The 22029-nt window shown below is 34.4% G+C and carries 18 protein-coding genes, 1 pseudogene and 1 other annotated feature; of the genes and pseudogenes, 13 read left to right on the top strand and 6 right to left on the bottom strand.

Going from position 1 to position 22029, the window contains the following annotated elements; translation table 11 throughout:
• Positions 1-113: 113 nt before the first annotated feature.
• From H0I41_RS08205 to H0I41_RS08175, 7 genes and pseudogenes are all read left to right on the top strand, one after another.
• A pseudogene (locus H0I41_RS08205) lies at positions 114-572 on the top strand (family 1 glycosylhydrolase); the annotation flags it as partial.
• A gap of 119 nt (positions 573-691) precedes the next feature.
• Complete coding sequence (locus tag H0I41_RS08200; RefSeq protein WP_135014173.1) at positions 692-1606, top strand: EamA family transporter; 915 nt, start codon at positions 692-694, stop codon at positions 1604-1606.
• Between the two features lie 255 nt (positions 1607-1861).
• Positions 1862-3616 (top strand): oligopeptide ABC transporter substrate-binding protein, encoded by a 1755-nt coding sequence (locus tag H0I41_RS08195; RefSeq protein WP_135014172.1) that lies wholly within the window; start codon positions 1862-1864, stop codon positions 3614-3616.
• Positions 3617-3895: 279 nt separating this feature from the next.
• Positions 3896-4816: a PTS sugar transporter subunit IIAB gene (locus tag H0I41_RS08190; RefSeq protein WP_135014171.1), complete on the top strand. Its 921-nt coding sequence runs from the start codon at positions 3896-3898 to the stop codon at positions 4814-4816.
• 15 nt (positions 4817-4831) lie between these two features.
• A complete protein-coding gene (locus H0I41_RS08185; protein ID WP_135014170.1) occupies positions 4832-5641 on the top strand; it encodes a PTS mannose/fructose/sorbose/N-acetylgalactosamine transporter subunit IIC in 810 nt (269 codons plus the stop codon).
• On the top strand, positions 5631-6434 hold the full coding sequence (locus tag H0I41_RS08180; RefSeq protein WP_086875166.1) for a PTS system mannose/fructose/sorbose family transporter subunit IID: 804 nt from the start codon (positions 5631-5633) through the stop codon (positions 6432-6434). Before H0I41_RS08185 ends, H0I41_RS08180 begins: the two co-directional genes overlap by 11 nt.
• A gap of 84 nt (positions 6435-6518) precedes the next feature.
• Positions 6519-6914, top strand: a complete 396-nt coding sequence (locus H0I41_RS08175) for a hypothetical protein (protein WP_086875165.1) — start codon at positions 6519-6521, stop codon at positions 6912-6914.
• Positions 6915-6974: 60 nt separating this feature from the next.
• Here the strand turns inward: H0I41_RS08175 and H0I41_RS08170 are convergent, their stop codons facing one another.
• The 4 genes from H0I41_RS08170 to H0I41_RS08155 form a co-directional block, all read right to left on the bottom strand.
• Entirely contained in the window at positions 6975-7451 is a 477-nt protein-coding gene (locus H0I41_RS08170; protein WP_086875164.1) for an S-ribosylhomocysteine lyase, read from the bottom strand.
• Positions 7452-7465: 14 nt separating this feature from the next.
• A complete protein-coding gene (locus H0I41_RS08165) occupies positions 7466-8575 on the bottom strand; it encodes a vitamin B12 independent methionine synthase (RefSeq protein WP_086875163.1) in 1110 nt (369 codons plus the stop codon).
• Positions 8576-8786: 211 nt separating this feature from the next.
• Positions 8787-9039, bottom strand: a binding site (T-box leader).
• A 62-nt stretch (positions 9040-9101) separates the two neighbouring features.
• Positions 9102-10490, bottom strand: coding sequence for an L-cystine transporter (locus tag H0I41_RS08160; protein WP_023599949.1), 1389 nt, complete (start codon positions 10488-10490; stop codon positions 9102-9104).
• A 325-nt stretch (positions 10491-10815) separates the two neighbouring features.
• Complete coding sequence (locus tag H0I41_RS08155; RefSeq protein ID WP_011161461.1) at positions 10816-11865, bottom strand: IS30-like element ISLjo1 family transposase; 1050 nt, start codon at positions 11863-11865, stop codon at positions 10816-10818.
• A 236-nt stretch (positions 11866-12101) separates the two neighbouring features.
• Between H0I41_RS08155 and H0I41_RS08150 the strand changes: the two genes are divergently transcribed.
• The 6 genes from H0I41_RS08150 (at position 12102) to H0I41_RS08125 (ending at position 16326) form a co-directional block, all read left to right on the top strand.
• The gene (locus tag H0I41_RS08150) at positions 12102-12836 is read left to right on the top strand and encodes a PAS domain-containing protein (RefSeq protein ID WP_061400226.1); all 735 of its coding nucleotides are present in this window, start codon (positions 12102-12104) and stop codon (positions 12834-12836) included.
• Between the two features lie 202 nt (positions 12837-13038).
• Complete coding sequence (locus H0I41_RS08145; RefSeq protein ID WP_086875161.1) at positions 13039-13767, top strand: GntR family transcriptional regulator; 729 nt, start codon at positions 13039-13041, stop codon at positions 13765-13767.
• Between the two features lie 11 nt (positions 13768-13778).
• Entirely contained in the window at positions 13779-14258 is a 480-nt protein-coding gene (gene agaB / locus H0I41_RS08140) for a PTS galactosamine transporter subunit IIB (RefSeq protein ID WP_086875160.1), read from the top strand.
• A gap of 20 nt (positions 14259-14278) precedes the next feature.
• Positions 14279-15088: a PTS galactosamine transporter subunit IIC gene (gene agaC, locus H0I41_RS08135; protein WP_135014658.1), complete on the top strand. Its 810-nt coding sequence runs from the start codon at positions 14279-14281 to the stop codon at positions 15086-15088.
• On the top strand, positions 15078-15896 hold the full coding sequence (gene agaD, locus H0I41_RS08130; RefSeq protein WP_086875158.1) for a PTS galactosamine transporter subunit IID: 819 nt from the start codon (positions 15078-15080) through the stop codon (positions 15894-15896). The genes agaC and agaD overlap by 11 nt, the downstream gene beginning before the upstream one ends.
• Before the next feature lies 1 nt (position 15897).
• On the top strand, positions 15898-16326 hold the full coding sequence (locus H0I41_RS08125) for a PTS sugar transporter subunit IIA domain-containing protein (protein WP_086875157.1): 429 nt from the start codon (positions 15898-15900) through the stop codon (positions 16324-16326).
• A gap of 188 nt (positions 16327-16514) precedes the next feature.
• Here H0I41_RS08125 and mscL read toward each other — a convergent pair whose 3' ends face one another.
• Together mscL and H0I41_RS08115 are read right to left on the bottom strand one after the other, a co-directional pair.
• Positions 16515-16889, bottom strand: coding sequence for a large-conductance mechanosensitive channel protein MscL (mscL, locus tag H0I41_RS08120; RefSeq protein WP_004897950.1), 375 nt, complete (start codon positions 16887-16889; stop codon positions 16515-16517).
• Between the two features lie 122 nt (positions 16890-17011).
• Complete coding sequence (locus tag H0I41_RS08115) at positions 17012-21823, bottom strand: mucin-binding protein (protein WP_135014656.1); 4812 nt, start codon at positions 21821-21823, stop codon at positions 17012-17014.
• Positions 21824-22029 lie beyond the last annotated feature (206 nt).

Genomic DNA, 22029 nt, shown 5'->3' with positions numbered 1-22029 from the left:
TTTAAATACTTATTGACAAAATCATATGTAAGCGCAATTATAACTATTGCAAATAAGCGGATTACTGATGTGATCAGGTCTGAGCTACTACAAATAAAGATGATATACTTAGAAAGGATAAAGTAGGTGGTAACTTTGCTGCTGGAGCCAAGAACCCATATTTGAAGTATTCTGAATGGGGCTGGGCAACTGATCCAGATGGCTTACAATACTATCTTGAATTAATGTATGACCGTTACGATATTCCAATGATGGTTGTTGAAAATGGCCTTGGTGCAGTGGATGAAATTAGTGAAGACGGTAAAATTCACGATGATTATAGAATCGACTATCTAAGAATGCACATTAAAGCAATGGAGCGTGCAATTAATGACGGAGTAGATCTTATTGGTTATACTACCTGGAGATATATTGACCTAGTATCTGCTGGTACTGGTCAAATGAGTAAGCGTTATGGGTTTATCTATGTAGATCGTGATGATGATGGTAAAGACACTTTAGAAAGAATGCCGAAGGATTCATTCTATTGGTATAAGAAAGTTATTGAATCCAATGGAAAAGATTTAAATTAGTTGAATTAAAAAATACTGCTCGATTTTTCGGGCAGTATTTTTTATGAGGCGAGAAATAAGTAACAAAGGAAGTATGTTATGATGATTTAGATCAATTTTAATTTGTGAGGAAAAGTTGGATGGATAAACAGGCAAAAAGTAGGCTATGGACAATTTTAGCTGCTTTAGCAGCAGTAATGTGGGGAATATCTGGATTATTTGCCGAATCTTTATTTAAAGTGAGTAGTAAGATTACGCCGATTTGGTTAACACAAATCCGATTAATTATCTCTGGGATTGTTTTATTAATTATTGCGACAATCTTACATCAAAAGCCATTTTCAGTTTTAAAAGATAAGAAAAATACTTTCCACATTATTGCATATGGAGTTTTTGGCTTGTTACCAGTACAAGTCTTTTACTTTATTGCAATTGAGATGGCAAATGCATCAATTGCCACGATTTTGCAGTTTATTGGGCCATTTTTTGTCCTAACATATTTGGCTGTCACCCATCAACAAGTATTAAGAAAATTGGATGTAGTAGCTGCTATCCTAGCTTTTATTGGCGTATTCTTATTATCAACTCATGGTAATTTTAATCAACTAGCAATTACTCCACTGGCCCTATTTTTTGGATTGCTATCGGCATTAGGAGAAGCAAGCTATACTTTAATCCCGATTAAACTTGTTAAAAGAGTCTCAAGTTTGGTTGTAACAGGCTGGGGGATGCTATTTGTGGGAATTGGGTTGATGATTGTATATCCGCAGTTTCCAGCAATTCCAAATACACCTAGGGTATGGCTGGACGTAAGTGCAATAATTATTATCGGAACGATTATTCCATTTCAAATTATGGCTAACGCTCTACGCTATGTGAAACCATCGACTGTAAGTTTACTAGATGCCTTTGAACCTTTGTCCGCTACAGTGGGTTCGGTTTTGATTTTCGGTTTAGTGATGTCTGGGATGGATTGGCTGGGAACCTTATTAGTAATTGGTTCAGTATTGGCTTTAAATTTTACTCCTAAAAGAAATATTAAAAAGAAATATTAATTAAGAAAAAATATGTGAAAGAAACTGATATATTTTCGCTTAAATAACGAAAGTATATCAGCTTTTTTTATTTGCCTAGCTTTATTTTAATGGCTTTCAGCCTAAATATTATAAATAAAATAGAAATTCTATTGTAACTTTAAGCTAGATAAAATTTATCACTAAAATATTTAAATTTTGTATTGTTTTTTTCATTTTAATATCATATAATCAAAAACAAGAAATTTAAGTCATCTCATAAAGGAGGAGAATAAATTGAAAAAAGTTAAGTGGTTAGGAGCAATTACAGTATTGTCCGGTGCGGCATTAACTTTAACTGCTTGTGGGAATAACAACAATAATAATGCTAGCGATAAGAAAGTTAGCTTTAAGGAAGCAGTTCCTAAGGAGCAAGTTAAAAAGGGTGGAACATTAAAATACGCCATTGAAAGTGACTCACCGTTCACAGGTATTTTCTTACCAGAATTATCTGATACTTCTACTGACACAGAAATTCAAAGTCCAGGTTTAGAAGGATTATTTAGTGTTGATGATAGCTATAAGATTAATAATAAGGGTGCAGCTACCTTTAAGTTAGATAAGAACGCTAAGACAATTACTATCGAAGTTAAAGATGGGGTTAAGTGGTCAGACGGTAAGCAAGTAACTGCTAAGGACCTTGAATATGCCTACGAGATCGTTGGTAATCCTAAGACTAAGACTTCAAGATATACAGATTCTTTAGCTAACCTTGTTGGGTTAGAAGAATACCACAAGGGAAAGAGCGACAAGATTTCTGGTATCGAAATGCCAAATGGTGAAAATGGCCGAAAGGTCGTTCTTCATTTTAAGGAAATGAAACCAGGTATGCTTCAATCTGGTAATGGTTACTTTCTTGAAACTGCAGAACCATACCACTACTTGAAAGACGTTCCGTTTGATAAACTTTTATCAGATGACAAGGTTCGTAAACAACCACTTTTCTTTGGTCCATACAAAGTTCAAAAAGTTGTTCGTGGTCAATCAGTTACTTATGTACCAAATGAACATTACTGGCGTGGTAAGCCAAACTTAGATAAGATTACTATGGAAGTAATCGGAACTAACTCTGTTTCTCAAGCTATTAAGAGTCACAAGTTTGATATTACTGGTGTGCTTAACTCTCAATGGAACAACGTTAAGGATACTAAGGGCGTTAACTTCATTGGTAAGATTCCTCTATCTTACAACTACTTAGGATTTAAGGTAGGTAAGTTTGACAAGAAGACTGGCAAGAACGTTGAGGATAAGAACGCTAAGATGAACAATGTCTCATTACGTAAAGCGATGGCTTATGCAATGAACATTGACGCTGTTACCAAGCGTTACAGCAATGGTTTGTCATTTAGAATTAACACATTAATCCCAGCACAATTTGGTGACTTCTCTGATAAGAGCATCAAGGGATACCCATATAACTTGAAGAAAGCTAATGAATTGTTAGACAAGGCTGGATACAAGAAGCGTAAGGGTGAAAAATACCGTCGTCAACCAAATGGTAAGAAGTTAACTATTAACGTTGCTGTTCGTAATACACAACCAAACGCTGAAAAGATCTGGACTAACTACATCCAACAATGGCAAAAGATTGGCTTAGATGCTAAATTTGTTGGTGGTCGTCCAATGGAATTCAACTCTTGGGTACAAGATGTTCAAGCAGATAGTCCTAAGATTGATGTCTTTGAAGGTGGCTGGAGTTTATCATCTGAACCATCACCAATGGACCTTTACAGTGAAGGCGCTCCATACAACATGGCTCGTTTTGTTTCTCCAACTCAATCTAAACTTCTTACTAACATTGATTCAACTAAGGCCTTCAACCACAAGTACCGTGTACAAGCATTTGATAAGTGGCAACAATGGATGTATGACAATGCCTATGTTGTACCTACCACAAACAGTTGGTCAGTAACTGCAGTTAACAACAAGGTAACTGGCTGGTCACTTAAGCCATCTGCAAATTCATGGTATGATGTTGGTTTTACTAAGTAATTAAAATAAATTTTCCTATAAATCCTCATATATTCAACACAATTCTTAAATAATATTTCATTAAATAAAATTTTCATAGTTATATTCCTTAAGAAGACTCTACATTGCCTAGTAGGGTCTTCTTTTTGTATCAGCAATGATAACGATTACAAGTACAAACTGTCATAATTGAACTATACCAATGTTGGATAATTAGCTACAAGCATTACTATATTTAGCTTTAATTTATATACCAATTAGGATAAAATATAAACATTGTGAATTCTGGAGGAATTAAATGTGGATAACTTTTTAATAGTTAGTCATGGTGAATATGCTAAGGCAACTCTAGCTAGCTGTGAAATGATTGCAGGAAAATTATCAAATGTAAAGGCGATTGCTTTTAAACAAACAATGAATCAAGATGATTTGCTTGATGAAATTGCTCAAACTGCGGAAAGCTTTGAACAAGTGCCAACTATTATTGTGGATATTGCCGGAGGAACTCCGGCTAACGCTGCATTACGCTATCAGCACGAACATCCTGAAGTAAAAGTATATAGCGGTCTGTGCTTGCCGCTTTTGTTAGCAGGAGTAATGGGAACTCCGATGGAGGAAGCAATTAAACAAGCTAAAGAAAATATAGCTCCTGTTGGAAATTCAACTAAAGATAAACCCACTCCAACCAAGAAAGAGTCTCATCAAAGTAACGAATTAAATAAAAATGCGGAAGTAGAACCACAAACTATGCATAACGTTCGAATTGATGAAAGACTTATCCACGGACAAGTTGCTACCATGTGGACAAATGCATTGCGATTAACGCGAATTATGGTAGTTGGGGATGATATTGTAAAGAACGATATTCAAAAAACAGCCTTAAAGACTGCCTGCCCGCATGGTGTTCACTTAAGTATTTTGACTGCTAAAGGTGCAGCCAGAAGAATTAATGAAGGAAAATATAAAGGTCAAACCGTTTTAGTGTTAGTTAAAAATCCTGGAGTTTTACGCCAAATGATTGATAATGGTGTGAACTTGCCTGAAATTAATGTAGGAAATATGTCTACTAAGGCTGATTCACGTCAAGTTGCTAAGAGTGTGGCTGTTACGGCAGAAGATGTTGATAATTTTAACTATTTAAATGAGCATGGTTGTCATCTTTATCATCAAATGGTGCCGGCAGAAGACAAAGAAGAATTTATGGAATTATTAAAAAAGTAAAGGAAAGATAAGACAATGACAATACAATGGTGGCAGATTCTATTACTAACTTGCCTAGCATTTTGGGCAATTATTGATCAATTGACTGTATCAATTGTGAATAATCCTTTAGCAATTGGGATGATTTCAGGAATTATTATGGGTGATATTACAACTGGGCTGGCAGTTGGAGCAACGCTCCAATTAATGGTCTTAGGGGTCTCAACATATGGAGGAGCCTCAATGCCGGACTTTATGACTGGTGCAATTGTTGGTACAGTTTACGCCGTTATTTCAGGAAAAGGTGCGCAGTTTGCAATTGGTTTGGCCGTTCCAGTAGGACTCTTAATGGTCCAACTAGATGTTTTAGCCAGATTTGCTAATACTATTTTTCAACATCGAATTGATACTTTTATTAAAGAAAATAAGCCAAATGCGGCAGCAAGAAATGCATTGTGGGGAACTTTTACCTGGGGCTTTTCACGTGCAATCCCAGTTTTTATCTTACTTGTAGTAGGAAATGATGTTGTTAAAGCAATTCTACGAATAATTCCAGCTTGGTTGACTGATGGGTTAAAAGTATCGGGGCATATTTTGCCAATTGTTGGTATTGCAATTTTACTTAGATACTTGCCAACTAAAAGATTTATTTCTTATTTAGCAATAGGCTTCATTGCAGCAGCTTACTTAAAAATGCCAATGTTAGGGGTAGCTTTGCTGGGAGCCGCTTTAGCTTATCTTCACTACACTCGTGAAGTAGAAAAATTAAATACAAAACCAAATAGTTCAGAAAAAGTAACTGAGAGTGAAGAATATACAAATGAAGAGGGAGAATATGAAAACTAATTCAAATAAATTAACAAAAAAAGATCTTTTTCGAGCAAATTGGCGTTGGCTATGGGCTAGTCAGTTATCTTGGAACTATGAAAAAATGATGGCTCCCGGTTACTTTTATACTGTTTTGCCATTTTTAAAACGCTGGTACAAAGATGAAGAATTAGTTGAAATGATGCAAATGCAGTCACAATTCTTCAATGTGAATGCATTTGATGGAAACTTTATTATTGGAATGGATTTAGCAATTGAAGAAAAGCAGGGAAGTAAAGCCAAAGAAACAATTGCCGGCTTAAAGACAGGTTTAATGGGACCATTAGCTGGGGTAGGAGATACAATTTTTGGAGCTATTATTCCTACAATCTGTGGATCAATTGGTGCATATATGGGATTACGAGGAAATCCTTTTGGAGCTTTTTTGTGGATAATCGTTAATTTAATTGTTTTATTCACAAGATTTAGCTTTTTAAACCTCGGTTATTCACAGGGAGCAAAATTAATTGATTCTGCTTCAGGTAAGTTAAATGCAATTACCGACTCTGCTATCTTACTTGGGGTTACCGTCGTTGGTGCCTTAATACCAACAGTAGTGAATGTTAAAGTGCCATTTGTATATCGAGCAGGTAAAGTAACATTAAAGATGCAAACAATTTTAAATCAAATTATGCCATCCTTAGTACCTGTATTACTCGTTGCTTTAGTTTACTGGTTGTTAGGAAAGAAACACGTAACGTCTACTAAGATGATCTGGTTTGTTCTAATTTTAGGAATTGTTTTAAGCTACTTCCATATCTTAAGTGCCTAAAGCCCGCTTTAATATTTTTAATGCTGAAATGGAGGCTATTGTTCTATAATTAAAAGAGACAATAAGATTGATAAAGGGACTTTTATGAAAGAAAAAGAAAAGAACACCATTGTAGGACAATTGCTTACTTTAGATTTATTTGCAATGATTTGTGGCTACTATTTCATTGAGACGATAAATATGTTTGTTAAGCGGCAGGAATGGTGGTATGACTTACTGGTAGTATTAATCGTAATTTGTGAGATGGTCTATAATTGGCTTCAGTTGCTAAACTATAAGAAAAAAATACCAAATTTAGTAGTTATCTTAACTAGCATTACATTAAGTGCAATTCTAAGTGGAATATATATTGGTGTGATTTGGGGTAATATTCAAAATAAACAAAGTTACCAAAACAACCTAGTTCTAGCAGCTATTTGGATATGTATGCTAGTAATTGGCAACATAGTTTTGTGGAATAGATATAAGAAAAATAATTAAAAAATGCATTATTACTAGTTTGAATTAGTAATAATGCATTTTTATATTTATTCAGAAAAATTATTCTACAACATGTCTCTCAAATGGATCATCGGAAATACCTTTTTCTAAAATATCTCTTGACCATTGCTTAGCTGAGAAAAGGGAGTGGTCGCGGTAATTACCACAAGATTCAATCGTAGTTCCTGGAACATCTTCCCAGGTAATATTATCGCGAATTTCTTCAAGCGATTCTTTAAGTGCCTTAGCTACCTCTGTAGTGGATGGAGTACCCCAAACTAAGAGGTGGAAGCCGGTGCGACAACCAAATGGTGAACAATCAATATAACCATCAATGCGGTCACGTAATAATCCAGCTAATAGGTGTTCAATGGTATGCAAGCCTCCAGTAGGAATTGCATTTTCATTAGGCTGAACCAAACGAAGATCAAAATTACTAATTTTATCGCCTTTTTGTCCTTCTTCAACAGTAATTAAACGAACGTAAGGTGCCTTAACTTTAGTATGATCTAATTCAAAACTTTCAACTTTACCCATAATATTTCCCTCCGTTAAAAACTTTTCCAAATATTATTTGCTATCTTAACAACAAATTTAATCTTTTTCCATTGATCAGCTTCACTTAAAATGTTTCCTTCTTCAGTAGAAGCAAAGCCGCATTGGGTACTTAGAGCCAGATTATCCAAGGGTACTAATTGGCCGGCTTCCGTGATGCGTTTTGCGATTGCAACTGGATCTTCTAATTCGCCATTTTTTGAAGTAATCAAGCCAAGAACAATGGTGACATTATCACGATTATTCCAAATTCGCTTAATTGGTTTCAAATCACCAGCACGATCACTGTCATATTCTAAGAAAAAGCGATCATAGTTTAACTGACCAAGATATTTTGCAATTGGTTCATATCCACCAGAAAAAAGAAAAGTAGACTTGAAATTTCCACGACAAATATGTGTAGCAATTGTTAGATCAGCAGGCAGATTTTCTATTGACTTATTAATTACATAAACAGACTCTTCTGCTAATTGAACATATTTTTCATGTTCTTTGGGATCATTTTGCGTTTCATTTAATTTACTGATCAAAAAAGCCCAGGTAGTATCATCAATTTGAATATAGCGACAACCTAAATCATAAAAATGTTTGATTGTTTTATTGTAGGCTGTAGCTAGGTCGTCCAAGTAATCTTTTTTATTATCGTAGAAGTTAGGCCAATTATCAGAGCGATTGTCCCTAAATAGGAGAGTTGGGGAAGGAATAGTTTGCTTAGCAATTGCATTTTTTACATTAGCATTAACAAACTTAAATGCATCAAAAAATGGATGGTCAGGATTATAGGCAATTTTTCCAGATAGTTCTGCATTATCGGTCCTAGTTTTAGCTCCGTAGAACTTATAGCTCTCTTTGTAATCATATTTGGCAACGCCATTTAATCCCCACAAGAAGTCAAGATGCCACCAACTACGACGAAATTCACCATCTGTGACTGCTGTTAATCCTAATTCTTCTTCTTTTTGAATTAGCTTTTTAATTTCTTGATCTTCAATTTTAGTTAACTCTTCTTGTGAGATCTTTTCCTGGTTGAAATTCTTTCTTGCTTCTTTTAATTCTTCTGGTCTTAAGAAACTACCAACAATATCGTAATGTGCTAATTTTGTCATCAAATCTACCTCTTGATTCTAACTAAAAATGTCTTTTAAATATTATCTGAAGATCCGCTGACAAGAGGGATCATAGAATGTAAGCTGCACATTCGATTAAATACCTGTTCACTAAAATATTCTTTTTTGATATGCAAAATAATCCCTCCTTTGAATTTAATAAACTAACTAAGCAAAAGAAAAAGCGCCCCAAGTATAGTTATTACACTACACTAGGGACGCTTAATAGCGTGTTACCACCCTGCATTCGAATTAATCTTACAATTAATTCCTCACTAAGTACTCCAACATTTGGAAGACTCGGACATGATAACGAACGTCAATCGTAAATTGCTTACTTAAATTAGCTTGCACTTTAATTTAGCTCCAAGACCATCTTCATTACATCAGCAACATCGACTTGCACCTAATCCGACTCTCTGGGGGATGCTTTAAGTAATTACTCATCTTTTCTAAGCTTTAATTAATTTTGTTGTCATAATATTACAACGCTTAAAAAATAATGTCAATAAAAATTTTTAGTAAGCTATTCAACTTCAGCATCTACATCAGATTTTTCATTATTAAAAGTATTCCAGTTTAGTTCTCCGGTACGCTTAGCAGTGATAACACCAGCAACCATTGAGTCGTTAACGTTAAGGGCAGTTCTAGCCATATCAACAACTGGGTCAATAGCAATTAAAACACCTAAAACTGTTACTGGTAGGTTAAGAGCACCTAAGACCATTAGAGTAGTAAATGTAGCACCGCCACCAACACCGGCAACGCCGAAACTAGAAATAACGTCAATTACAACTAAACTTAAGACAAATTGCCATGAGAAAATGTTAACTCCAACAAGTGGGGCAGTGATTGCTGCTACCATTGATGGATAAATACCTGCACATCCATTTTGACCAATAGTTAAACCAAAGCTAGCGGCAAAGTCGGCAATGGTATCACTTACTCCCATTGATTCACGTTGAGTACGTACGTTAAGTGGTAAACTACCACCACTAGTTCTAGAAGTGAAAGCAAAAACTAAGACAGGCCATGCCTTCTTGAAGTAGGTGATTGGATTAATTCCGTTAATTAAAAGTAGAACTGCATGAACAATGAACATAACAGCAATTGCAAGGTAAGCAGCAACGATAAAGACAAGTAGTTTACTCATTGTTGCAAAACTGTTAGTTGCAGTGGTTCTAGCAATCAAAGCAAAAATTCCATAAGGAGTGAGTTCAAGTACAATCTTAACTATGCGCATGATAACTGCACGTAAGGCTTGAATACCGCGTGCAAATGTAGCAGCTACATCTGCTTTTTCTTTCTTAATTTGTAAGAAGGCGATTCCAACAAAAATAGAAAAAATTACTACTGCAATTGTGCTAGTTGAGCGCATTCCAGCAAAATCTGCAAAAATATTTTGTGGGAAGAAGGATGTTATTTGTTGAGGAAGGGTCAAGCCTTTTAATTGAGCTTGATGATCTTTAATAGAGGTAAGAGCAGTGGAGGATGCAGACATTCCTTTAGCAAAGCCAGCCCCACCTAAATTAAAAATAGCTACACTACTGAAACCTAAGAAGGAAGCAACAGCTGTAGTTCCTAACAAAATAGCTAAAACACTGGTAGCAATTTTTCTAATCTTAGTAGTCATTTTTAGTTGAGTGAATGCACCAACTAAAGAAACAAAGATTAGAGGAATTACTAGCATTTGTAGTAAGGAAACATAGCCATCTCCAACAATAGAAATCCAGTCGATACTATTTTTTACAATATTACTATTAGCACCGAACATTAATTGAAGGGAAACTCCAAAGACGATTCCGACGATAAGGGAGAGGAATACTAATTTAGTAAATCCCCAATTCTTTTTATGTAAGTAAGCCATACCAGCTAGAATCGCGATGGCCACTAAAACAACGAGAGTAGTTTGCACTATATTCAACTCCAATTCTAAGCAAACAAAAAAGAGCCATTGGCCTAATGCCAACAGCTCTTGAGAAAAACCATAGTTATAACTTTGAAAAGCTAGTTTCTAACTAGAGAAATTCTTGAATGAACTAATGACTGTACGCCAAATAATTGCCAAATTTTTTGACAATTGCAACAACAAGAATTTGCTTGACGTACATTAAACATAATCATTAGCTCCTTTCTTACTTTTCACAAGTTATATTATCGTATAACTTACTTTTAGTCAACATCTAATTTTAAAAATAATTTATATTCGCAAATTGCAATAATAAATTGAACACTTTTAGTTAAGCTGCTTGATAGATTAGATCTAATTCTCTTTCAAAGATTTCATCTGGTGTATGATAGGCCAGTATCTTTCTTGGCAAAGAATTGCACCAGGTTTCAATATTAATGATGTCTTGTAAAGAATAGTTAGCTATTGCTTCTCCCTTAGGAATGAATCTGCGAATAAGACCATTGTGTCTTTCAACTGTTCCCTTATCACAAGAAGTGTAAGGATGGGCATAGTAAACCAGTGTATTGGATACTTTTTCTAGGTTGGAAAGATCTGCAAACTCTGAGCCATTATCAGTGGTAATGGTTTTAAAAATATCATTCCAATGTTCGCTGTATTGCCTTTGGAGTTCTTTAAAGGCCTGCATGACACTGACAGAAGTCTTGTCAGGAATACGAAGAATTAAAAACTCACGACTCATACGCTCAGATAAGGTTAGCAGTACCTCATCATCTTTGCTCTTATGTCCGAGAACTAAATCGCATTCCCAATGACCGAATTCATTACGTTTATTGATCTCTTTAGGACGTTCTTCAATGCTTCTGCCAAGTTTTTTCTTATTTTTGCGAATACGATGAAGCTTAGTATTGCGTTTAAGCTTCTCTGGCAAGTCGTAATTATAAATTCCTAATAAGCCTTGATCAACGTAATTATAAAGAGTTTTGGTGCAGACAACATCGCTGCTAGCGAATTCGCCAACAGCAGTAGCACGATTACTGCACACATCAAGCGACCAGCCATCTTTAAAAAAATGCTTGTGGACATAGCGCATGAATTGAGCTTTCCTGAGAAAGTCTGATTTGCGCCCACAATTTTTACGATGAGCTTTATATGCATCATGCCCTTGAGTAGCCTTATATTTTTTGACTTTACCATGATACAGTTTTACAGTGCCACGCTTAACCTCATAGCTGATAGTAGAAGGAGAACAGTTAAGTTCACGGGCAATTGCACGCAAAGAATAGCCATCTTTCAAACGCAATTGAATAATAACTCGCTCTTCAAATGATAAATGCTTGCCTTTAACGTGCTGGTTCATGGTAGAATGTAAAGAGTCCATTTTGACCTCCAATAGAAAGTTTTTGTGGTTATTAACATTCTATCAAACAGGTCCGAATGGACTTTTTATTTTTTATCAAGTGTTCAATTTAATTTTACAATCAGCGAATAATTTATATTCCATAAATATATATTATGCCAACTTTATATATAAAATACTGCATATAATCATTGCAAGCCCTTTCGTTAGTGGGTATAATCAGGTTGAAGAGACGTAGATTTATGAGGTGAAATAAAATGGCAGAACCTAAATGGTTACAAGACTTAAAAGAAGAAGATTATATTAAAGAGGATTTTGATGCTACTGGTAAATCACGCTACACAGTCGAAGGTGTAGATAAAAATGATCCAGATTGGTTAAATAAAGCTGCTAAAAAAGTACATGCAGCCGAAGGCGACGATTATGTAAAGCTTGATGCAGGTCTTCTTACCGTTAACCAAATTAACTGGATGCTTCGTCGTGCATTTGGTGAATTAACTTATGTAGATGATAATAATCAATTCTTGTGGTATAACAGACCAACTGATCCAAATAAGAAAATGCTCGCTAAACGTACGCCAGATCAAGTTGGTGATACAATGGGCGCTGTTCATCCAGATATTCGTAATGTTATTCCTGAAGCCAAGAAAGTTATTTATGCTTTAAGAAACAAGATAGATGGCCATGATGAAGTGAAAATGCCCGTACCTAATGGCAATCGCCATAAGTTGATTCTTCATGACTACAAGCGAATTGAAGATGATGAAGGAAATTACGTGGGAACTTATGAATGGGTACAAGATATTTATCCATTTGTGAAGTACTTCTGTGAAACTACTGGTCAAAAGCTAGTAGATGATCCGGATGCTACAACGGGTGCAACTTATAAGAGGGATGAAGTTGATACTGCAACTGGTGCATCTAAGCATGAAGAACATGTGGAAAAGAAGCAAGAGGAAACTGATACAAGTTCCGGTGCTTCAGAGTATTAATTGAATAGAAGTTGAAAATAAAAATACCGTTAAATCTTGGTAGAAAACCTTGATTTAGCGGCTTTTTATTACTTAATATCCATCTTAGTTTTAAAAATAATAATTTTTATAATATGATACCGTTTACAAAGTTGCCTTTTAGGGTATATACTTGTGTTGTTGTTATAACAGCATAACAAGTTGGAGGGCGTGAATTAACTTTATGGAGACAAATACGGTACCACTTTATCAAAAAATGATGCAGGTTTTAATCCATAAAATTGAAATAGGCGCTTTGAAGGAGAATGATAAGTTACCTTCTGAGCAAGAGCTTGGAAATCAATTTAATATTAGTCGAATTACTGTCCGAAAAGCTTTAGAAGAACTTCAAAATAGAAACTTTATTTATAAAAAGCAAGGCCAGGGCTCATTTGTCCTTGGACGCAGCAAAAGAAATAAATATTATAGATATTTTCGTATTGAAGAGAAAATTCGGGAAATGGGAGCAAAACCTTCTAGTCAAATTTTAGAATTCAATATCATTGCTGATGAACGCTACCTAGAAATTAAAGAAAAAATGGGTCTAGCACCTGTTGACTATTTATACGAGATTAAAAAAATTTATTCTGGAGATGGTCAAAAGATAATGTATAGGCATATTTTTATTGCCTTTGATCGTTTTCCAGAAATAAAACTTGATGAATTAGAGCATGAGGAGATCATTCCTTTACTTAATGGAAAATATAATTTTGTAAATGGAGTTTTTAAATCAAAAGCTCAAGCGGCTTTAGTGGATAAAAATGATCATAAGTATCTTGATGCAGAAATTCATGATGCAGAAGAAATAATAAATATTGAGGGATATGATAAAGATCGACTAGTATTTTTTGAACAAGATCATGTTGTAGGCTTCTTACCAATGTATTTAGAGGTTGACGTTCAACCGTTTTAGGAGGAAATATTATGTCAACACCAGACATTGTTTTAACAAGAATTGATAATCGTTTAGTTCATGGTCAAGTTGGAGTTGTATGGACTTCAGCTATTGGAGCTAATTTATTGTTGGTTGCTAATGATGCAGCTGCAAATGATCCACTTCAGCAAGAATTAATGACTGCGACTGCTGAAACTTCTGGGGTAGGTATTAGATTTTGGACTTTAGATAAAACAATTTCTACAATTTCTAAAGCTAGTCCTCGTCAACATATTTTTCTAGTTGTTAAAACCCCGGAAGATGTATTAAAGCTAGTTAAAGGTGGAGTACCAATAAAGTCAGTAAATGTAGGTAATATGCATTTTTCAGAGGGAAAAGAACAAATTTCCAAGAAAGTGTTTGTTAATGAAGAAGATAAAAATGCATTTAATGAGTTAATTGATGCAGGTGTTGAATGCTATATTCAAGATGTTCCAGAAGATAAAAAGGATGTTTTGAGTAAGTTTTAAATTGGTGAGAGGTAATCATTATGACTGTTAGTTTAGGTCAAGGTTTAATTATTTCTCTCTTTGCAATTATCGCGGGTGCGGATTTTTGGCTAGAAGGTTTCTATATTTTCCGACCAATGATTGTTTGTACCATAACTGGATTATTACTTGGAGACTTAAAGTTAGGAATTATTGCTGGTGGATTGACTGAATTAGCGTTTGCAGGACTAACTCCTGTTGGTGGGACGCAGCCACCTAACCCAATTATGGCTGGAATTATGACTGTTGTTTTAGCGTACACTACAGGACATAATCCAGCTACTGCAATTGGATTATCACTTCCATTTTCAATTTTGATGCAGTATATTGTTTTGTTCTATTACTCAGCATTTTCATTGTTAACTAGAAAAACAATTGAATACGCGGGAAAAGCAGAAACTAAAAAATTTACTTGGATTGTACTAGCTCCAACATTTATTGTTGCTCTTACATATGGTATTTTTACGTTCTTATGTGTATATGCAGCTCAAGCACCAATGAGCAATTTAGTAAATGCGATGCCTGGTTGGTTAAGTCATGGATTTGAAATTGCTGGTGGTATTTTACCAGCTGTTGGTTTTGCTATGCTTCTAAAGAATATGCTAAAGAACAAATATGTTCCTTATTTGTTACTTGGATTTACAGCAGCTTGTTTCATTAAATTTGGTAATTTAATGCCCGTCGCTGTAATCGGGGTTGCATTAGCAATGATTGAATTTGCAAGAGCTAAAAAAGATCGTGATACTAATGAAAAATTAAGAGAAATTGAGCAAAATTCAAATAATAGTGGAGGCGATAATGATGGAATCTAATATTTCGCAACCATCTAAGAGAGGAAAGCTAACGAAGCATGATGTTAGAAAAATTGGTTTAATGTCAATTTTTAACCAATCTCAGATGAATTATCAGTTAATGCAGGCTGGTGGGTGGACACTAGCTATTCTCCCAGCTTTAAAGAAAATTTATGGAAAAGATAAAAAGGGCTTAAGTGCTGCTATGAAAGGTAACCTTGAGTTCATGAATACTAATAACTATGCTGCTCCATTGTTAATGGGATTGGAAATGTCTCTTGAAGAAAATGGTGAAAGTAGATCAACTATTGACGGATTAAGAGTCGCATTATTCGGCCCATTAGCTGGTATTGGAGATGCGATTACTTGGTTTACAATTTTACCAATTGTAGCTGGTATTACTGCATCATTTGCTAAAGAAGGAAGTATTTTAGGACCATTACTATTCTTCTTAGTATATGTTGGTATGTTTTTACTAAGAATGCCTATTGCACAATTAGGCTACTCTGCAGGAACAAAAGCAGTTTCTAAAATTAGAAAAGATTCAGCTATTGTTTCTCATGCGGCTAGTGTATTGGGATGTACTGTAATTGGTGGATTAATTGCTACTTATGTTCAAATTACCGTAAAGTGGAAAATACCAGTTACAGCAACAAAGTCAATTTCTATTCAAAAAGCTTTCTTTGATAATATTTTCCCTAATATTCTTCCATTAGGATATACATTTTTACTATATTATTTAGTTAAGAAAAAGAATATTAGTCCAGTAATTCTAATTGTCATTACTTTTGTATTAGCAATTTTGCTATCATGGTTAGGAGTGCTTTAAAATGCAAATTATTGTTACCGGACATGGAAACTTCGCAAGCGGCATTGAGTCTACTGTAAAACTACTTGCTGGAAGTATTAAAAATATCAAATATATCGATTTCACAGAAGATATGAATGAAGAGAGTTTGATGAAAAAATTTGAAGAAGCAATAAAATTAAATGAACATATTGTTTTCTTCTGTGATCTTTTAGGAGGAACTCCGTATAAACAAGCAGCTATTTTATCTACAAAATCTAAAAAAGATATTTCTGTAATTTGTGGTTGTAATGTGGGTTCATTATTAGAGAATGGTTTAACTGGATTAGACAAATTTAACGATTCTACGGAATTAGCCCAAGCTTTGATTGAGTCAACTAAAAAAGGAATACGGCAATTTGGTGTTTCTAATCATTCTACAGCTACTGAAAAATTGTCTGATGGTATTTAAGCAAACTCTTGAATTTAGTTGTTTAGGAAAGATAAAAAGCATTTATTTTATATGAATTTAAAATAGTCTATGTGTTAAATAGAAACACATAGGCTATTTTTGGTTTATTGGTAAATTAAGACAACTGTGTAAAAATAGAATGATTTTTGAAAAATAAAAGCATCCCTATAGAGTAAGGGATACAAGATCTACTTATTCTTTTCTTGCAATAAGTCACGAATTTGGCGAAGATATATTTCTTCGTTAGTTGGTGCAGGATCTTCTTCAACTTCTTTTTTAGGTGTAATTTTGTTAACTAATTTAATTAAGAAGAAGACAACTAGAGCAATAATTAAGAAGTTAATAACAGCATTTAAGAAGCTACCATATTTAAATGTAGCTTCACCAATAGTGAATTTTAAGTTGGAAAGGTCAATTTTTCCAATAAATAATCCAATTAGAGGATTAATTAAATCTTTGACTAAAGAATTTACAATTGCTGTAAAAGCAGCCCCGATAATAACCCCGACAGCTAAATCCATCATGTTACCCCGAGAAATAAATTCTTTGAATTCTTTAACCATGGTTGATCTCCTTTCAAAAAATACTTACTTAATTAAAAATTATATCGAAAGTAGAAATGATAACGCTAGAAAAATGCCTATAGAAAAAACGTTAGAAATTAATCTAACGTTTTTTAAGATAATTAATTATGCTTTTTTCTGTTAACTTTATCGCTAATAAGTCCAAGTAGAGAGGCTGCAGTAGCAAAGGCTAAACCAAGAATACCTATATCCGTTGTTTTTGTACCAGTTTGAGGTAAAATCTTTTTCTTTTGAACTGATACATTATTAGTGTTTTGACGGCTCACCTTAGAATTCTGATAAGATTGATGAGTTAGTTGAGTAAGTTTATCAGATGATTTATGGAGTGAAGTCGAGATAGTAAGTTTAGTAGGTTGAACAGGTTTAGTAGGTTCGACTGGCTTGGTAGGCTGAACAGGCTTAGTAGGCTCGACCGGTTTAGTAGGTTGAACGGGTTTGGTAGGCTCGACCGGCTTAGTAGGTTGAACGGGTTTGGTAGGCTCGACCGGCTTAGTAGGCTCAACGGGTTTAGTAGGTTGAGCAGGCTTAGTAGGTTGAACCGGTTTGGTAGGTTGAACGGGTTTGGTAGGCTCGACCGGTTTAGTAGGTTGAACGGGTTTGGTAGGCTCGACCGGCTTAGTAGGCTCAACGGGTTTAGTAGGTTGAACAGGCTTAGTAGGTTGAACCGGTTTGGTAGGTTGAACGGGTTTGGTAGGCTCGACCGGCTTAGTAGGTTGCACAGGCTTGGTAGGCTCGACCGGCTTGGTAGGTTGAACGGGTTTAGTAGGTTGAACAGGCTTGGTAGGCTCGACCGGCTTGGTAGGTTGAACGGGTTTAGTAGGTTGCACAGGCTTGGTAGGCTCGACCGGTTTGGTAGGTTGAACAGGCTTGGTAGGCTCGACCGGTTTGGTAGGTTGCACAGGCTTGGTAGGTTCAACCGGCTTAGTAGGTTTCACCGGCTCAGCAGTATAGACTACGTTAAATACTAAATCCTTACTATTTGGAGTAATAAATTGTTGGTCAATTTGTTTGTGATCGGTAGTATAACCATTAATAATAGGTGATTTAACAGCAGAAAAACTACTTATACTTGGTGTCCAATCTTTTATTTTTCTAATGTTAGTTACTAAATCTACTTCTCCAGATTGAACAAATTGAATCGAATTAGTGTAGCTAGGGGCTGCTTCTGTACCATTATCATAAATATAGTTAATTGTTTCCTTAATACTTTTCGAATTATTTATTTCTTCAAATTGATGTTTAAAATGAACCACGTAAGTTTGATCGTCTGGATCTTCTGTGTTATCGAATGAAAGTGTTTGTTGGTTAGTTGGATCGGATACTAGTAAATAGTTCTTAGCCAGATACTTAGTTATTGTATTCTTAGTAGAATATTGAGAACTAGTATCAGGTTGGCCGGATAACACTTGGCGCTCTAAAATTTCATTAGTTGTATCATCCTTATAAATTACAGTTATATTTTCGGTAAGAACATAAGGTACCTTTATTAAGAATTCAAAGTTATTTGGAAGAGTAATAATTAAAGCTTGATCTTGTTTTTTATCGAATTCGATAGGTGAAATTTCATGACCATTAAGTTCAAACTTTTTAAGTGTTGAAGAAGGCTGTGAAATATTTTGTGAATTGAGCTTATAAACATTGAAAATTATTTCAGGAATGGAAATATTTTGTGCTTTATTTTCAACATTCCAAGCATCCCACGTAATTTGCTGATTAACTAAGTCTTTTTGACCAGTTCTAATAAAGTTAATATTTCCTAAATTCAAGGTCTTAAAAATATTATCTTTTCGTGGGCCATTTTCTGCATATAGAATTGCTTTTTCCGAAATAGATTTATTTTCATTAGCTGGACTGATCTTATGAGTAAAGTGAGCAATAAAATATTGATCCGTTGTATTATCTGTATCAAACTTGCCATAAGTTACATCATTTAATGCAGTACCCGATAAACTATCAGTAGTTTGAGTAGGGTTATCACCTTTGTTGACAGCAACGAAGTTATAATTTGAAAAGTCATAACTTTTCGGAATAGTGAATAAAATAGGGCTGCTGCTTGATCCAGTCACAATTAAATCTTTAGCAAAATCAATAAATTTCTTACTACTATCATCATAAAATCTAAGTGTAGCTTGTTGTTTATTAGCAGTATAAATGACAGTTTTATCTATATCATTAGACGTATGATCAACGCTAATTGGAGCAATTTTACTTTGAGTTGGAGTATAGCCAGAAATTACTGGTGATACTACTTCAGGAAATGTTTGGACGGCAGACCATTTACTGTTTTCCTTACCAGTTACCAAATCTTTAGTACCAATTTTTGTAAAGGTAACTGAATGTTTTACGTCATTAGCAGCTTGTGAATTATCTTCATACAGATAATGAATTGTTTCTGTTACTTCTTTAGTATCTGAAATCGGCTCAGTCTCATGTTTGAAATGAAGCACAAAGTTTTGATCTTGGGTTTCATCGTCATCAAAATTTCCATAGGAAATTTTTGAATAGTCACTACTACTAGTTGATCCGATTCCACTAACTCCACTGAATACATAGTGTTTACTGTTTAAAAAGTCAATAACTTTATCTACACCTGCAAATGAAATTGCTTGTTTAGTTGAATTATTATCTGATTTATCATAAATATCATTTATTACAGCTGTTTGATTGTTTTGAAGTAAGTATGCTGTTAAGTCTTGTTTGTCAGTGTCATCGTAGAAGTGGAGAGTGGCCTTTTCGGGAGCGTAGTAGTTAACAGTATAAGATAGTGGAATGCTATTTTGAGTAGTAATTTCTCCATTTTCACTAATATTGGTCTCAATTGCTGGAACTACTAGAGGATCAATTAGACTATAGGCGGAATCAGAAGCAATTGGTGAATTAACTGCGTTAAAGGTAGAATCAGGCATCCAACTATTCCAGTCTATGTAATTAGTAACAAGATCTTCGATACCATTACGAGTATAAGTAACTGTATGAGTATATGGTAAAGCAGCTAGTTCGCCCTTTTTTGTTCCATTAGCACAAACATAATTAATAGTTTCAGTTACTGAACTAGTTTGAGATTGAGGTTTTGTTTCATGATAAAGATAAACGTAATACTTTGGTGAAGTATTTTTAACGTTGATTTCTTCACTGTTGTAGCTATTGTTCAAACTATCAAGCTTAAAGTTTTGAGTAGCAATGTTATAGTTAGTTAAATTTTCACTATGGCTACCATTTTTTCCTTCAGTTGCTTCTTGATCTAAAACATAATGTCTTTCTTCAAGATCTTTAATAATGTCCATTGTAGGATTAGGAACTGAACTATTAGTTGCAGTAATTATATTTTTAGCGCTGTTTGGAATTTCTTGATTAGTGTTTTCATCAATAAAACGAATTTTAATAATTCTGTCTACTGTCGGATCTAGTTTAAAGTTAGTATAGGTTTGCGTAAAAGTATTAGCAGTACTACCAGAACCAGATGGGTTCCAGTCGTTTTCATTTGTAGTCGGAGTACTAATAGATGGACCGGAGCTAGGAGTGTTAATCCAATCAGGAATCTTATTTATATCAAGTTGAGTATCTAGCTGAATAAAGTAAGGCCCATTTTTAGAATAATCTTCACCATTAACAGTAAAGTTACCCTTTTGGTCAATAACTATTTCTCTGCCATCATTAGAAATAGAATTTCTTAAAAAGTTTTCAAAGTTAGTATCTTCTGAAAGCGTAGAGATTTTTGAATAATAATCATTAATACTGATTCTTTGTCCATCAGAAGCAACTACTTTTATATTGAAAGGAATTTTGAATACCTTAATAGTCGATGGAAGAATTCTTTGACCGCTACTAAATTTAATATGAGCAAGAACATTAAGCAGTGGTTTTAAACTTGGATTGGTAGATGACCCGTAGTTCCAATCAATGGCATATTGCATTAGACGAGCATCTTTTTGTTGGGCAACCGGAATGTCAGCTTTTGCACTAGGTTCTGGACCAGTATAGTTAGCACCATATTCTGTATAAACTCCGTTTGCGCCTGGATTGCCATCTTCTCCGGGTATCCAGATAACTTTGGGACCGATTATAAAACCATGGAGAATCTCCTCATTGATAACTTTATCTTGATAAGGATTAATTTTAATTGGAAGATTTTGGATAAATGATTGTTTATTAGGCAAAGTAACTGTAACGGGAAGAGTTAAATCGGGATAAGTACCATATTTTTCATAGTATTGGGTAGTAGCAGTAGTATCGGCATTAAATGGAAAAGTTGCATCAAAACCGGATAAGATACCGTCATCATTTCCTGTGTAAGTAAAAGTGAATTCTTTATTAGTAGCTGTATCAGTTCTATTCATATCAAATTCACTAGTTTTAGTTGGAGTTACATTAAAGCTCAACAGATTATTTTTATCGTTAATTGAAACGTTAACTTGTTCACCATGATTAATAATGAGTGGCGTAGTCGAATTATTATTGATATGCACATTAATGGCACCTTGAGTTACGCCAGCGATAAGAGAATCATTAGTTTTAGCTCCAGTAACGCTTACTGTGGATTCATTCTGATTTGTTTCTTCATTAAGATTGTTAGTTTGATTAGTTGGGACAGTCACTTCATTTTTAGAAGTGAGAGATGATTGTGTTGAAGAATTATTATCTTTTGTACTTGGATCGCTACTATGTGAATTGTTTTCAGAACTAGTTTCTTGTTTCTGAGTCGTTTCGACTGAATTATTTGAAGTTAGTTCCTTGCTAATATTCTGGTTACTAGCAGTATTATTTTGATCTGCTGCTTGAACAGTATTAGAACTTGCTAAAAAGAAAGTTGTACCTAAAGCAACAGTAACTAATCCAACTGAAATTTTTCTAAAACTAAACTTTTCCTTCCCATTAAGTTTAGTAATAAAAAATAAATCATTTTTATGTTTCATTTTAATTCTTTCCTCGATTATGAATGATTTTTTTAATAAAATAACATTTTAGCTTTCTAAAAGAATATTATACTCCAGATTTAAATAATAGATTATTAGATAGGGAAAGTAGGCTATTGCTAATAGTGAAAAGATCTAGCTAAAAGTAAAAAAACGACTTTAAAAAGTAGCTATAAACACAAAAAAATACGTGATTTATTCAAGTA

It is taken from the genome of Lactobacillus johnsonii (assembly GCF_014058685.1).
GTDB lineage: Bacteria > Bacillota > Bacilli > Lactobacillales > Lactobacillaceae > Lactobacillus.
The sequence above is the reverse complement of the archived record's forward strand: the minus strand, read 5'-3'. Positions and strand labels throughout refer to the sequence as shown.

Coding starts and splice junctions, on each gene's coding strand:
- H0I41_RS08125 (WP_086875157.1), top strand. CDS start 15,898: ATGCAAATTATTGTTACCGGACATGGAAACTTCGCAAGCGGCATTGAG.
- agaC (WP_135014658.1), top strand. CDS start 14,279: ATGACTGTTAGTTTAGGTCAAGGTTTAATTATTTCTCTCTTTGCAATT.
- agaD (WP_086875158.1), top strand. CDS start 15,078: ATGGAATCTAATATTTCGCAACCATCTAAGAGAGGAAAGCTAACGAAG.
- H0I41_RS08185 (WP_135014170.1), top strand. CDS start 4,832: ATGACAATACAATGGTGGCAGATTCTATTACTAACTTGCCTAGCATTT.
- H0I41_RS08145 (WP_086875161.1), top strand. CDS start 13,039: ATGGAGACAAATACGGTACCACTTTATCAAAAAATGATGCAGGTTTTA.
- H0I41_RS08165 (WP_086875163.1), bottom strand. CDS start 8,575: ATGACAAAATTAGCACATTACGATATTGTTGGTAGTTTCTTAAGACCA.
- H0I41_RS08200 (WP_135014173.1), top strand. CDS start 692: ATGGATAAACAGGCAAAAAGTAGGCTATGGACAATTTTAGCTGCTTTA.
- H0I41_RS08170 (WP_086875164.1), bottom strand. CDS start 7,451: ATGGGTAAAGTTGAAAGTTTTGAATTAGATCATACTAAAGTTAAGGCA.
- H0I41_RS08155 (WP_011161461.1), bottom strand. CDS start 11,865: ATGGACTCTTTACATTCTACCATGAACCAGCACGTTAAAGGCAAGCAT.
- H0I41_RS08180 (WP_086875166.1), top strand. CDS start 5,631: ATGAAAACTAATTCAAATAAATTAACAAAAAAAGATCTTTTTCGAGCA.
- H0I41_RS08115 (WP_135014656.1), bottom strand. CDS start 21,823: ATGAAACATAAAAATGATTTATTTTTTATTACTAAACTTAATGGGAAG.
- agaB (WP_086875160.1), top strand. CDS start 13,779: ATGTCAACACCAGACATTGTTTTAACAAGAATTGATAATCGTTTAGTT.
- H0I41_RS08150 (WP_061400226.1), top strand. CDS start 12,102: ATGGCAGAACCTAAATGGTTACAAGACTTAAAAGAAGAAGATTATATT.
- mscL (WP_004897950.1), bottom strand. CDS start 16,889: ATGGTTAAAGAATTCAAAGAATTTATTTCTCGGGGTAACATGATGGAT.
- H0I41_RS08175 (WP_086875165.1), top strand. CDS start 6,519: ATGAAAGAAAAAGAAAAGAACACCATTGTAGGACAATTGCTTACTTTA.